The organism is Sulfitobacter sp. DSM 110093 (assembly GCF_022788715.1).
Classification (GTDB): Bacteria; Pseudomonadota; Alphaproteobacteria; order Rhodobacterales; family Rhodobacteraceae; genus Sulfitobacter.
This window is the reverse complement of sequence record NZ_CP085167.1, coordinates 1,684,594-1,698,245: the sequence shown is the minus strand read 5'-3', so window position 1 is coordinate 1,698,245 and position 13,652 is coordinate 1,684,594. Positions and strand designations below refer to the sequence as shown.

The window sequence follows — 13,652 nt, the reverse complement described above, 5'->3', positions numbered from 1 at the left end:
CCTTTTGCGTTTCCAGCGGATAAGTCTCTGACATTGCGGAAAATTCGCATAGCATTAGGTCGGCATGAATTTGCCCGAACGATGATTGAAATGCGGCTATGACCACTGACAATCGCGGGGCGGCATGGTAAGGGGCGGTAACGCAACTAATGTGGATATGACATGAGCAAGTTTATGACCGCCCTGCCGCTATGTGCAGCGCTTGCACTGACGGCCCCAATGACCGCTTTCGCCCAGACCGCAACGCCTGACACGGCCGCGGAAGAAAACAGCGCACCGAGCGAAGAACAGGCACCGCAGGCCGGCACCAGCGGCAATGCCTCTCAGATCGAAGAGCAGCTGAGCCTTGGTGAAGACGCGGACAAAGACCCCGAACTGGGCAAGCCCTACACCAAGAAAGAGATTGGCTCCTGGGAGATGCGCTGCATCAAGACCGAAGAAGAGGTCGACCCTTGTCAGATGTACCAACTGCTTGCTGATGGTGAAGGCGCGCCAGTTGCCGAAGTGTCGCTTTTCCGTCTGCCTGATGGTGGTCAAGCCAAAGCCGGTGCCACGGTTGTTGTCCCGCTTGAAACCGCCCTGCCCGCGCAGCTGACCCTGTCGGTCGACGGTGGCAAAGCCCGCCGCTATCCCTATGCTTTCTGCAATCCGGTGGGCTGCTATGTGCGCATGGGTCTGACAGATGCCGATATCGGCGCCTTCAAGCGCGGCAAAGAAGCGGTCTTGACCATCGTGCCAGCGTTGGCCCCCGATCAAGAGGTCAAGCTGACACTCTCGCTCAACGGTTTCACCGCTGGCTACGACGAAGTGTCGGTGATCGAGCAGTAAGACCTGCCTAAATTCACGAATTTTGATGCCGCTCCCTGATGGGGGCGGCATTTTTCGTCCGGCGCTAGTATGGATCAGGTGCGGCGCAGCGCCAAAACGGCATTCATCCCGCCAAAGGCGAAGGCATTGCTGAGCGCCACATCGACCTGCGCCTCCCGCGCCTCATTCGGCACCACGTCTAGGGCACACTCCGGGTCGGGTTCTTCATAGCCGATGGTGGGGGCGATCACCCCGTCCCGCAGTGCCATTATACAGGCCAAAAGCTCAACCGCGCCGGTGCCGCCGATCACATGGCCGTGCATCGATTTGGTGGATGAGATCATTAACTGATCCGCGTGAGTGCCAAACACATCCGCGACCGCCGCACATTCGGTCTTATCGTTCGCGGCAGTCCCGGTGCCATGGGCGTTGATATAGCCGACCTCTTCGCGGTTGATCCCCGCATCGGCCAGCGCCCCCTGCATCGCCCGCGCGGCCCCGGCTTTGGATGGCATGACGATGTCGCTGGCATCCGACGTCATGGCGAAACCTGCAACCTCGCAAAGAATTTCGGCCCCCCGTGCCCGCGCGTGGTCATAGTCTTCAAAGACAAAGACCCCTGCGCCCTCGCCCTGCACCATCCCGTTGCGATTGGCCGAAAACGGGCGGCAGGCGTCGCGGCTCATCACGCGCAGCCCTTCCCACGCCTTCACCCCACCAAAGCAGAGCATCGATTCCGATCCGCCCGTCACCATCACCGGGCTCATGCCGGAGCGCACCATGGCAAAAGCCTGCGCCATGGCGTGATTGGACGACGCGCAGGCGGTCGAGACGGTGAAGGACGGGCCGCGCAGGTTCCATTCCATGCTGACATGACTGGCGGCGGCATTGTTCATCAGCTTGGGCACCACAAAGGGATGCACTCGGTTTTTGCCCTCTTCATAGACCGCGCGGTAGTTGTCGTCCCACGTGGACACGCCACCGCCCGCCGTGCCCAGCACCACCCCGGCACGGGCGGCCAACTCATCGGTAAAGGTCAGCCCCGACTGCTCAATCGCTTCGCGGGCGGCGGTGAGGGTAAATTGCGTGAACCGATCGTAAAGCGCGATCTGCTGGCGGTTGTAGCGGCCTTCGGCCTCGAACCCGCGCACCTGCCCGCCAATGCGGATGGCCAGCCGCTCCACATCGCGGAACTCAAGCGGGCCAATGCCGCATTTACCTTCGCGCATCGCGGCGAGCGTCTCTGGCACCGACAAGCCCAGAGCGTTGATCGTGCCAGCACCGGTGATGACAACTCTTTTCATGTGCTTAGCTCTGTTCGGCCTTCAGCCGTTCCACCCCGGCAACGATACTTCGCACTGCCGAGATGTCGAAATCGCTTTCGCTTGGGCTGTTGGCATTGAAAGGCACGTTGATGTCGAATGTTTCTTCTATGGCGAAGATGCATTCGACGACCCCCATGCTATCGATGCCCAGATCTTCCAGCGTGCTGTCGAGCGTGACATCCTCCGGCTCAATCATGGCCTGTTCGGCGAGGATGGTAATGACCTGATCCTGAGTGCTCATGGCTGCGTCCCTCAACAATGTCCGGGGCAGGTTTAGTCAGCCTTGTCGGTTTTGGAAACCACCTTTTGCAAAGCCGCGACATCACGCAGCAGCTTGGGCAAGCGACGCAGTGCTTTGTAGATTTCGGTTTGCTTGCTCATCTGCGTGGCGGGGTATCCCAACATGGTTCGGCCCTCGGGCACGTTGGACAACACAATCGTCCCGCCGCCCGCGATCACCCGGTCACCGATGGTGATATTATCGGCCAGACCAACCTGCCCGCCGAGCACGACATTGTCGCCAACGCGGGTCGAACCGCCGACGCCGGCCTGCCCGCAGAGCAAACAGTTTTTGCCGATCACCGCGTTGTGGCCAATGTGCACGAGGTTGTCGATTTTCGTACCGTCGCCCACCTGCGTGTCACGGATGGTGCCGTTGTCGATGGTGGAGCCCATGCCCATCTCAACATCCGCGCCGATGGTCACAGCGCCGAGTGAATGGATGCGTGTCCAAGGCTGCGGCGCGGCATCGCCTTGATCGCCCAGCGTTTGCCGGGCTTTTTCGACGGTGGACAACTCTGCCGTGACAAAAGAAAACCCATCCCCGCCCAAGCGCACACCCGACTGCGCGATGAAGCGCGGCCCAATGGTGACCCGCGCGCCGATGCTGACGTGTTCGCGGAGGAAAGAGCCCTCGCCCAATGTCGCATCCACACCCACGAAACAAAGCGGCCCGATCACGCTGCCCGCGCCGATCCGCGCCCCAGCCGAGATGACTGCCAAAGGCCCGATAGAGACATCATCGCCGAGCACCGCATCGGGGTCGATCACCGCCGAAGGATGAATACCGGGGGCAAAGCCCTGCCCCTTGTCGAGCATGCGCGTCACACCGGAAAGCGCATAGCGCGGGCGGTTCGGCAAGATTGCCGCCTTGAGACCCAGAGCCCGCCAATCCGCGCCCTCCCAAAGCATTGCCACCTCGGCGGCACCCTCAGAAAGGCTGCTGGCATAGCGCGGGTCCATCGCCAGCGCCATCTCACCCTGTTTGGCGCTGGCCGGTTCGGCCACGCCGCTGACCTTTAGTTCGATGTCGCCCTCGGCGGTGGCGCCGACGGCTTTGGCGATTTGCTGAACACTATAGGTCATCTGGGCGGCCCTTACTTATTGCGCGCCCGAGAGTTACCCCTGAACGCCGCGCAAGGCTACCCCCGCCTTGGCAAGTGCCTTCCAGATCAGCGCATCTCGGCCATAAACGTCATCGCGGTATTCGGTGTGGCCACGGGCGTTGGTCACGGCGGTGCGGTAGATCAGATGCACGGGAACCTGCTGCTCCAGCACGATGCGGGTCTCGCGGCCACTGCGCAGAATGGCTTGGAACTCGCCTTCGGGATCCACAGACTGCGGAGCCATCAACGCATAGGCAAATTCAAACGGTTCGGCCAAACGGACACAGCCATGGCTGAAGGCGCGAACGTCGCGGTCAAACAGGCTCTTGGCGGGGGTGTCATGCAGGTAGATGTTGTATTTGTTCGGGAACATGAACTTCACCAGTCCCAAAGCATTGGTGTTGCTGGGCGGCTGACGCATGGCAAAGGGGAAAGTCCGCGCGGTGTATCTGTTAAAGTTGACCGCGCCCCGGTTCACCTTGCGGCCCCGGCTGTCTGTGATTTCGATATGGCCGACTGCGTAGGGGTTGCGCTTGAGCTGTGGCAGATATTCACCGGTGACGATCGAACGCGGTACATACCAGCTTGGGTTCACGACCATATGCTCCATCACGTCTGAGAATTCGGGCGTCGGGCGGTCTTCGCGCGCGGCACCAACGACAGAGCGGGTCTGGAACGTGGTTTTCCCATCGTCGATGATCTTTGCCGAAAAGTCAGGGATGTTGACAAGGACGTGACGTTTGCCCCGATCCGTGTTGAACCAACGCTCCCGTTCCAACGCGACCATGACCGACTGGAGCCGTTGTTCTACGCCGATGTTGATCTGCTTCATCGTCGCAGCACCGGCCACACCATCGGTGTTCAGCCCATGCGCTTCTTGGAATTGGCGGACGGCATCGGTGAGGGTGGCGTCATAGCCCACGGCATTGGAACGTTTCAGGTAGCCCATCGCGATCAAACGATTGCGCAGTGCAATGACATCGTTGCCTGTATCGCCCGGCTCAAGCTTTCCTGCGGGCACGGCTGGCCCCCAACCACCCTGCGACAACAGTTTTTCCATCACAATTTTTTCTTTGAGCAACGCGTTATACTCAAGGCTGCGGGGGGGCAGTGCGCGAAAGAAAGCGGCAGGAGAAGCTTTCGGAAGATCTTGCAGATAGGTCTTGCGGTCACGATAGGGGATTTCGCGCACGATCTGGCTGATTATGCGCTTGGGGATCAATACGCCGGTTTGCACGTCACGCGCATAGCGCAGGAACACGCGGCTCATCTCTACCTCGGCGAAACCACGGTCGCGCGGGGATTGTGCATCGCGCAGCATTTCCAAGATGGCGTCGGGGTTATAGCGGGTGACGGGCAGCCCGTGGCCATCGGCGACAGAGATCGCGCGAAGCAATTCAGAACGGCGGGCGCGATGCGTGTCATCGGCGCCTGTCCAAATCGCGGTATAATCATTCTCACGGTAAAAGGCTGCGATGTCATCGTCTTGGGCTGCGGCTTCGGCGACCGCTTGTCTAAATGCAGTGACCTGTGCCCCCACGGGCGCCGCCATAACCAGCGCCGCGATCATTAGGGCCAACCCCCCAAATAGATTGGGCAGATGCCGTGAAAAAGTCGCGCTGAATGCCATGTTGTTCCCCGTTAATATACCGCTGCCGCCAAGCGACTTTAATCTCTGTTTGGTTTGCCAATATTAACGTGCGCAAGTCCATTCAAATTTCCGTTCATCCGAAAATCAGGTTCCCGAATGTGCGTATCGCGCATCGCTTTTCCCTGTAAACGTTGGAGGTTTTAATCACTTTGCGCAAAAAATTGCCTAAATTTGATGCGCTCGGGAACCTTTCCGATTCAGGCCTTGGTCAGATTTTCCCCCTATGCAATAACAATGTTGCATCTGGGGATGAGATGAATGGCCCATGTAACATCTTGGGTAACTTAGGCAGACAACGGGACAGAGACACATGACAGGCAAAAGCTCCTCGGGGATGACCCGACGCGCCCTTTTGGGTGCATTCGCAGCAACCACTGTTGCAGCAGCCCCCACCTTCTCCAACGCGGCAGGTTTTTTGCGTGGCGCTGGCGATATCCGCCGCATCCGTATGTACTCCGGCCGCACGGGTGAGCGACTGGATATGATCTATTGGATCGAAGGTCACTATATCAAAGACGCTTTTGCCGAGATCAACCATTTCATGCGCGACTGGCGGACAGATGACGTCATCAACATGGACCTGCGCACCGTGGACATCATGGCCGCGTCGCATAACCTGTTGGATGTGAACGAGCCTTATATGCTTTTGTCCGGCTACCGCAGCCCCAAGACGAACGCTATGCTGCGCTCCCGCTCTAGCGGTGTGGCCAAGAATTCGCTGCACCTCAAAGGTCAGGCCGCTGATCTGCGTCTTGCATCGCGTTCCGTGCATCAGGTTGCCCGTGCCGCGATTGCTTGCAGCGGTGGCGGTGTTGGGCGCTATTCCGGTTCCAACTTTACCCATATGGATTGTGGCGCGGTCCGGAGCTGGGGCGGCTGATCGCAGCACCGGTTGCCAGACGACTGATTTAATTAGGGCGCCTTCGGGTGCCTTTTTTGTTGTTCCTGTGGTCTTTCCCCGCCACTGGCCTGCGTTTACGGTCGCGCGGGAATAGAGTGGAAACAGATATGCGTGCAGATGCGACTGGAAGGATTGCCATAATAGGCTTCGGCCCACGCGGACTTGGTGCGTTGGAGGCCCTCTCTCAGCGGCTAGAGGGAACCACTCACCGCATCCAGATCGATATTTATGAGCCCAGTCCCTTCCCCGGCGCAGGACCAAATTTCGCGCCGTCCGAGCCAGAGTATTGCCTGCTCAACCTACCCTACCGCGACATCGCCATTCGACCGCCGCAGGGATCGCTTGTTGGCAGTTTTGCTGACTGGCAAGTGCCCCCGATAAACCCCGACGAATTTCCGTCCCGGGCCGATATGGGCCGCTATCTGGAAGCGCGGCGTGTTGATCTTTTCAGGCAAGGTTTCACAAAAACCGATGCAAAGCTCACGTTGGTCCGCGCCCATGTTAAGCGGCTGACGCAAGAGGAACGCAACTGGCGCATTCATTTAGAGAACTGCGCGCCTGCGCTATACGATGAAGTGCTTCTTACCCTTGGCCAACCTTCGGTAGAGCCGGATGACCAATGGGCGAAGTGGCAACGTCATGCCGCACAGACGGAGGGCGAGCTCGCGCAGGCCTATCCTGCGGCAGAACTGCATAAGCGCGCAACAGAGTGGTCGGGCAAACGGGTGGCCATTCGCGGGCTGGGGCTATCGACCTTTGACGTTTTACGCAGCCTCACCGTTGCGCAGGGCGGTCACTTCGACACGGTGGGGTATCATGCATCGGCCCGGGAGCCTGACTGCATTCTGCCCTTCTCGTTAAACGGCCAGCCCCCCTTTCCCAAACCACGAGATGAAACACTAGACGCGCTTTTTGAGCCACTGCGGAGCGAGACCAAAGATTTTGCGCAAGCTGTCTCCGCAGCGGTCAGGGCTACCCCGCAGACAGCATCCTCTCTCATCTCCGCCGCCTTGGCGCCCGTGGTGACACGCATTCTTATGGCCCAAGATGTGACCAAAGCTGAGGTTTTGAAATGGCTCGCGGCCGAATGGTCTGCCCCCGGCTCTCAGGACCGTCAAAACCCGATGGAGGCTCTCCGCCACGGGATTGAACTGGCCTCTGGTCAAACCGCGCCAACCATCGGTTATGCGCTAGGCCAAGTCTGGCGTAAGTGGCAGGACGCATGGCGCTCCGGCTTCAACCCACGGCAAATAGCACCCGAGACGGCCAACGTTCTGATTGCTTTCGACGAGGGGCTAAAGCGGTATTCCTACGGCCCGCCCCTATCTTCGGCCCGTGAACTCTTGGCCCTGATCGACGCGGGCCGGGTGGACCTGTCTTTTTCCGCGAACCCAGAGATTGCCGAAACAGCGCAGGGCTGGACCCTGAAAGCGGAGGGCGAGCACAGTGAGGTCTCTGTGATCATAGACGCGGTGCTGCCCACGCCTAATTTGCACAACATCAACGTGCCCCCCCTGCCCGATCTCATTTCGAAGGGCTTGGTCGCTCCGATTTCCGACGATCTGGCTGCGGCGGTTGGGTCTGACGGCACTGTGTGCGACCGGAACGGAAGCCCCGTGCCCGGCCTGTGCTTGCTCGGGCGCTTGGCACTTGGCAGTGTAACGGCAGTGGATTCGCTTCATGATTGCTTTGGCCAATCCGCTGATCGTTGGGCCGAGGGCTTCGTTCAACGGTTAATGAAATGACGCGCTGATTGGCGGCAGAAAAGTTACAACAGTTCGTGATCCTTCGCTCTTCTTGGAACGACGCCGTCCGAAGGGGGTTTGTTTCTCAACACGAGATTGAAGAATAGGGGAACGACACAATGAGAAGACGACATTTCATTACCAGCGTGGCCGCCAGCGGCGCAGCGCTTGGCGCAGCCCTTGCGACACCGGCGCTTGCGCAGCCGCCCCAAGAACTGCCGACCTATGATGTGCCGCCAGACATGATGCCGCGCATGGTGCCGATTGCCGCAGGCGCGCCGCCCTATGAAATTCACGTCGATCCCGACAGTTTCGCACTCTACTGGACGCTCCCTGACAATATGGCGTGGCGTTATGCCGTGGGCGTTGGACGTCCGGGTCTGTACGAATCCGGTGAGTTCTACGTGGGCGCCAAAAAGGAATGGCCAAGCTGGACTCCCACCCCAGATATGATTGACCGTGAACCCGACAAATACGCTAAATATTCCGATGGTATGGAAGGCGGCGTGGACAACCCGCTTGGCTCGCGCGGGCTGTACCTCTTCACGGAAGGACGTGGGGATACGTTTCTACGCATCCACGGCACCAACGATCCCAGCACCTTGGGCAAGCGTGTTTCGAACGGCTGTGCGCGTTTGGTAAACGATCAAATGGCGGAGCTTTATGACCGCGTGCCGATGAATACCCGCGTGGTGCTTTACGAACCACTGACCTGACGGAGCATCAGGTAAAAACCGAAGCCCGGGATGGAGATTATCCATCTCGGGCTTTTTTTGTGCCTAAATCATAGGTTCAGTTTGTAACAATTTACACGCGCAGAGGAGCAGTTCGTGCGGCCAGATTGATCACCATACTGAGACAGCGTTGTAACAAAGGTTGGCGCGTCAATTCGACGGGATTTTGAGGGGTTCTTTTGGGGCGCGGGTCTTGAATAATTTGAGCAATATCAAATTATTACCATATCCGACCGCAGTGTTACGATCCAATCGCGCCCAGTCTCGCTGCGACACAGACCGGTGATCTGAGTTGCTTTGTAACCGGCCATCGCAACGCTTTAATATCATTGTATCGAACGGGCCTCCCGACCTCCCCGCTTCCTCCCAGAGCGCGAAAGCCGATGCCCTTTCCACAACCTTGAAAGGACCCAAAATGAAACTCTTTATCGCAACAGCCGCCGCCACTTTGATAGCAACAGCAAGCTTTGCTGGCCAGTCAACGCGCTACGAAGATCTGCGGCTGGATACCTCTGTGACAGCGGATGTCATCTATGCCGAAGGCGCAAGCGACACCCGCCCCAATAACCGCGCTGCTGACCTGCGGCTCGACACCTTTGGTGACCACAACCACCCGGTCGCCACATTCTCGACCAGTGGTCCGCAAAGCAGCTTGGGCGAAGGCTTTGCCTATGGCGGCTACGGCCCCGGCAACGACTCGCGCTGATAGTTTGGCGTAAAACAGGAAAAGCCCGGACCGAAAGGTGCCGGGCTTTTTCTTGATCTAGACGGCTTGCCGAACTGGGCAGCGTCGTGTCTCACCTTAAAAAGGTAAATGGCGGAGCGACAGGGATTCGAACCCTGGAGACGGTCTCCCGCCTACACACTTTCCAGGCGTGCGCCTTCGACCACTCGGCCACCGCTCCGTTGATGCGCGGTTTAGCTTGGGGGGACAGTGAGTTGCAAGAGCGAAATCCCCCCGAAGCCGATAAATTTAATCAGCCACCAAGATGGAGGTAGACGCGGCGGTTCAAACGGCCCTTTTTCTCAATCTTTCCAAGGCGAAGCGCGCCGATTTCGCCAGTCCGCGCGACATGGGTGCCGCCACAGGGCTGCAAATCAATGGGCTCTGCCGGCTCACCTATACGGATTAGCCGAATATCCCCGCGCCCGCGTGGCGGCGCGACGGACATTGTTTTGACCAGTTCCGGTGATGCATCAAGTTCATCTTCGGTAATCCAGTCTTCGCTGACCCGTGCATCAAGCGAAACGAAGTGGTTCAACGCCCCTTCCAACTCATCACGGTCTTGCGGTGCGTCGGGCATGTTAAAATCTAATCGCCCATGACTGGCCGAAATCTGCCCACCTGTCACGGCATGCGGGATCACAACGGACAGCAGATGCAGCGCTGTATGGACGCGCATGTGTTTGTGCCTGCGGTCCCAGTCGAGTTCTTGCGTGACATAGGCCCCCACCGGGGGCAGCGCGCGGGGTTCCGCGGGGACCAACGCGATGCCGCCGCTGTCGCGATCGCGCACGGTGGTCGCGATTGAAAGCAGTTGCTTGTCCCATGTCAGCCAGCCGCTGTCGCCAGCCTGACCGCCCCCTGTAGGATAGAAGAGGGATTTATCCAAGATGACTCCGCCTTCCGGTGTATGGGCCGCCACACGGGCTGGCGCATCGCGCAGATAGGCATCCTCGCGGAACAGTTCACCGGTCATGTCAGAGGCTCCGGTTTATCGTTGCTCTCATCCGCTTGAGGGTTATCGGCAACTTCGGGTTTGAATGCCTCGGGGTTGCGCAGCCAAAGATCACGTTGCGCAAAGGGAATTTCGATTCCCTCTTCTTTGAAACGGGCGGCGATGGCGTGATTGATGTCATTCTTGACTTTCATCATCCAATTGACGTCACGCAGGTAACAACGCACCTCGAACTCCAAAGCATCGGCACCGAAGTTCAGGAAAAGCACCGCAGGCGGGGGATTGGTCAGCACGATGGGCTGGGATTTGGCGATCTCTTCTAGGATGCCTTCGATACGCTTGGTGTCGGTGCCATAGGCGACGCCCACAGGGACGATCAGGCGCCCCACGGTGTTGCCCCGCGTGTAGTTGGTGACCGTGCCGCTGATCAGGTCCGCGTTGGGCACGATCACATCAGTGCGGTCAAAGGTTTCGATCCTCGTTGAGCGCACAGAGATGTCGCGCACATAGCCCATCTGGCCCCCCACCTCGATCCAATCCCCTTCAGAGATGGGGCGTTCGATCAATAGAATGATGCCCGAAACAAAGTTCGACACAACGTTTTGCAGACCAAAACCAATACCAACCGACAACGCACCGGCGACATAGGCGAGCGCCGAAAGGTCGATCCCTGCGCCAGTGATCGCCAGCAGCGCAGCAAGGAAGATACCGACATAGCCGATGCCCGAGACGATAGCATTCTGCCCGCCGATATCCATCCGGGTTTTGGGCAGCACGTTGCTGCGCAGTGCACCTTGAATGAGACGGGTCGCGCCATAACCGATGACAAAGATCACTGCGAAAGACAGGAAATCCGTCGGACGGACGCGCGTTTCGCCAAAGGCAAAGCCCCGGCTAAACAGCGCCCAAAGTTCGGTCAGGTCGGTGACCCGCGCACCCCATGCCAGCGCCATGACGGGCAAGGACAGTAGCAGCAGAATCAGGCCAAAGAACACCGGCATCAGCGCATCGCGTGCCTGCACTCCCTGCCCGGTCATCGCGCCGTAAACATCCGCCAAGAACCGTTGCAGGGTCATGACTAACCCCAGCAGAACCAGCGTGGTGACATAGGGCGGCAACAGCGACACGGCAGCGTTGTAGTAGCCGCTGATTAGCAACAGCGGCGACACGATGGCCACGATCATCGCCCCCAAGCCCAATCCGCGCACCACACGGCTTAGCGTGGAAACGCGGGGTTCCTCAGAGGCTGGCGTTTCGTCAGGGGTTGGGTCGCTGTGACCATGCAGAATCCGGCCGATACGGAACAGCGCAAAGGCACTGATCAGCAAGACAGGCAGACGCAGCACGGCTTCGGTTGTTTCTGCCGGTTGGACCCCATCAAAGATAGCATCGATGAGGGCACCGAAAAGCACGGTGACGGTTATGATGCTTACGTAAAAGCGAACGGCCTTACGCTCGGGCCGCGGCAGCAGGATCAGCGCCTCATCTTCGTCGCGGGAAAACACACGTTCGGCCACCCAGCGTACGCCCAACATCGCACCGCCAATCGCGGGGAGCAGTTGCAGCAGGGCCGACCCACGCGGCCCAAGCCAACCGGTCGCCAATACGCCCATGACCAGCAAGACCATACCCACCGTCGGCAGAATAATCCGCAGAAGCGAAACGACAAAGCGCCAAATGCCAAAGCCGCGCGCACCAAAGCGCTGTAAACGTCCGACAATCGCTGTTGACCAATGATGCCCACGAAGGATCAACACCAAACCCAGAACGGTAAGAGCCAGCACGGCGGGCAGCGATGATCGAATGCTACGGCGTGCGGTTTCCGCCTTATCGGGGGCTTCGCTCGCGATCTCGCCCGCTGCGACGATCAGATCATTGATTGCCGTTTGCCAATGCACTGGATTTAACGGGGTTGAGACGACCTCCATCAACTGCTCGGTCTGGCGCTCGCGCAGCGCCACGTCGATCTGGCCAATCAGCGCGTCGGCCCGCAGATAAGCCGATTCGGCGCGCTGCACCGGCGTCAGTAGGGTGTTAAGCTGACGGTTGAGCTCTTCACGGTTGGCCGCAACCTCGGGGGATTCCGGCTCGGCGACTTCGCTCTCGGGGGCCGTGCCAAGTGCCGCCAACTGCTCACGCAGGGCGCTGATCCGCGCCGCGTTCAGGTTGCGCGCAGCGTCAAATTCCGTGCGGTACTCAACCAGCCGGGCGCGCTGCACCTCTAGCATAGTTTCGGTGGTATCCGTCGCGTCAATCGCTTCTTCAGCGGTTGACGCAACGGTTTCCCATTCGTTGAAGTCCGGCAGGGCCGGTTCTTGTGCGACAGCAGCGCCGGTCAGCCAGACCAGCAACGCGGTAAGGCCAAGGGCGAAGCGGAGCATTTGGGTCATGTATCCTCGAAAACACCTGGAATGGATTGTGGCGCGGCATCAAGCCAGCCGGGCGTCGGCAGCCCCTTCTCGCGCAGGAACTCTGGATTAAAGAGCTTGGACTGATAGCGCGTGCCGAAATCGCAAAGGACGGTAACGATCGTATGCCCCGGCCCCATCTCTTTCGCCATGCGCATGGCGCCTGCCACGTTCACGCCCGAAGATGCGCCAAGACAGAGCCCTTCGTTCTCCAGCAGGTCAAAGACCACCGGCAGGGCTTCTTCGTCAGAGATGTTATAGCTGTAGTCCGGTGTGAAGCCTTCAAGGTTGGCGGTGATCCGCCCCTGCCCGATGCCTTCGGCGATCGAGCTGCCTTCGGATTTCAACTCGCCCTCGGTATAAAAGTTATGCAGCGCCGCACCATCGGGATCGGCCAGCGCGATCTTCACGCCCTTGGGCTGAAGCGCCATGGCGACGCCAACAAGCGTGCCGCCGGAACCGACTGCACAGCAGAAGCCGTCAACCTTACCGCCGGTTTGGTCCCAGATTTCGGGGCCGGTGGTTTCGATATGGGCCTGACGGTTGGCAGTATTGTCGAACTGGTTCGCCCAGATCACCCCTTCGGGCGTGGTTTTTGCCAGTTCCTTCGCCAAACGTTCCGAATAGCGTACGAAGTTATTGGGGTTTTTGTACGGTGCTGCGGGTACCTGCACCAGTTCGGCACCGGCAAGACGCAGCATGTCTTTCTTTTCCTGAGATTGTGTCTCAGGAATAACAATGACGGTTTTGAACCCCATCGACGCGCCAACCAGCGCCAGCCCGATGCCTGTATTGCCAGCCGTGCCTTCGACAATCGTTCCGCCGGGTTTCAGCTCCCCCCGTGCGATGGCGTCGCGAATGATGAACAGCGCCGCGCGGTCTTTGACCGACTGACCGGGGTTCATGAATTCCGCCTTGCCCAAGATTTCGCAGCCCGTCGCTTCGCTCGCGCCGCGCAGCCGGATCAGCGGTGTGTTTCCAATGGCCTCGGCCAGATCGTTTGCAACCTGCATGTTT

12 protein-coding genes and 1 tRNA gene are annotated in these 13,652 nt (G+C 59.2%); 5 read left to right on the top strand and 8 right to left on the bottom strand.

Annotation, left to right across the window (positions count from 1 at the left end; all coding sequences use genetic code 11):
- Positions 1–162: 162 nt before the first annotated feature.
- Positions 163–828 carry an invasion associated locus B family protein gene (locus DSM110093_RS08295; protein ID WP_243267630.1) on the top strand — a complete coding sequence of 222 codons (666 nt, stop codon included), beginning with the start codon at positions 163–165 and terminating at the stop codon, positions 826–828.
- 74 nt (positions 829–902) lie between these two features.
- Here DSM110093_RS08295 and DSM110093_RS08290 read toward each other — a convergent pair whose 3' ends face one another.
- Genes DSM110093_RS08290 through DSM110093_RS08275 form a run of 4 tightly spaced genes read right to left on the bottom strand, consistent with a single transcriptional unit; the run spans position 903 to position 5,087 of the window.
- Positions 903–2,111: a beta-ketoacyl-[acyl-carrier-protein] synthase family protein gene (locus tag DSM110093_RS08290; protein ID WP_243267629.1), complete on the bottom strand. Its 1,209-nt coding sequence runs from the start codon at positions 2,109–2,111 to the stop codon at positions 903–905.
- 4 nt (positions 2,112–2,115) lie between these two features.
- Positions 2,116–2,373 carry an acyl carrier protein gene (locus tag DSM110093_RS08285; protein WP_243267628.1) on the bottom strand — a complete coding sequence of 86 codons (258 nt, stop codon included), beginning with the start codon at positions 2,371–2,373 and terminating at the stop codon, positions 2,116–2,118.
- A gap of 32 nt (positions 2,374–2,405) precedes the next feature.
- The gene (gene lpxD, locus DSM110093_RS08280; RefSeq protein ID WP_243267627.1) at positions 2,406–3,497 is read right to left on the bottom strand and encodes a UDP-3-O-(3-hydroxymyristoyl)glucosamine N-acyltransferase; all 1,092 of its coding nucleotides are present in this window, start codon (positions 3,495–3,497) and stop codon (positions 2,406–2,408) included.
- Between the two features lie 33 nt (positions 3,498–3,530).
- Entirely contained in the window at positions 3,531–5,087 is a 1,557-nt protein-coding gene (locus DSM110093_RS08275) for a L,D-transpeptidase family protein (RefSeq protein WP_243267693.1), read from the bottom strand.
- Between the two features lie 391 nt (positions 5,088–5,478).
- Between DSM110093_RS08275 and DSM110093_RS08270 the strand changes: the two genes are divergently transcribed.
- The 4 genes from DSM110093_RS08270 (at position 5,479) to DSM110093_RS08255 (ending at position 9,254) form a co-directional block, all read left to right on the top strand.
- Positions 5,479–6,048 (top strand): DUF882 domain-containing protein, encoded by a 570-nt coding sequence (locus DSM110093_RS08270; RefSeq protein ID WP_243267626.1) that lies wholly within the window; start codon positions 5,479–5,481, stop codon positions 6,046–6,048.
- Between the two features lie 128 nt (positions 6,049–6,176).
- Positions 6,177–7,814 (top strand): FAD/NAD(P)-binding domain-containing protein, encoded by a 1,638-nt coding sequence (locus tag DSM110093_RS08265; protein ID WP_243267625.1) that lies wholly within the window; start codon positions 6,177–6,179, stop codon positions 7,812–7,814.
- A gap of 119 nt (positions 7,815–7,933) precedes the next feature.
- Positions 7,934–8,530 (top strand): L,D-transpeptidase, encoded by a 597-nt coding sequence (locus DSM110093_RS08260; protein ID WP_243267624.1) that lies wholly within the window; start codon positions 7,934–7,936, stop codon positions 8,528–8,530.
- 433 nt (positions 8,531–8,963) lie between these two features.
- Positions 8,964–9,254: a hypothetical protein gene (locus tag DSM110093_RS08255; RefSeq protein WP_243267623.1), complete on the top strand. Its 291-nt coding sequence runs from the start codon at positions 8,964–8,966 to the stop codon at positions 9,252–9,254.
- A 109-nt stretch (positions 9,255–9,363) separates the two neighbouring features.
- Here DSM110093_RS08255 and DSM110093_RS08250 read toward each other — a convergent pair.
- From DSM110093_RS08250 to DSM110093_RS08235, 4 genes are all read right to left on the bottom strand, one after another.
- Positions 9,364–9,453: transfer RNA gene (locus tag DSM110093_RS08250), tRNA-Ser, on the bottom strand.
- Between the two features lie 72 nt (positions 9,454–9,525).
- Positions 9,526–10,248, bottom strand: a complete 723-nt coding sequence (locus tag DSM110093_RS08245; RefSeq protein ID WP_243267622.1) for an alanyl-tRNA editing protein — start codon at positions 10,246–10,248, stop codon at positions 9,526–9,528.
- Positions 10,245–12,608 (bottom strand): DUF3772 domain-containing protein, encoded by a 2,364-nt coding sequence (locus DSM110093_RS08240; RefSeq protein WP_243267621.1) that lies wholly within the window; start codon positions 12,606–12,608, stop codon positions 10,245–10,247. The genes DSM110093_RS08245 and DSM110093_RS08240 overlap by 4 nt, the downstream gene beginning before the upstream one ends.
- 5 nt (positions 12,609–12,613) lie before the next feature.
- Positions 12,614–13,648 (bottom strand): cysteine synthase A, encoded by a 1,035-nt coding sequence (locus tag DSM110093_RS08235; RefSeq protein WP_243267620.1) that lies wholly within the window; start codon positions 13,646–13,648, stop codon positions 12,614–12,616.
- Positions 13,649–13,652: the final 4 nt, after the last annotated feature.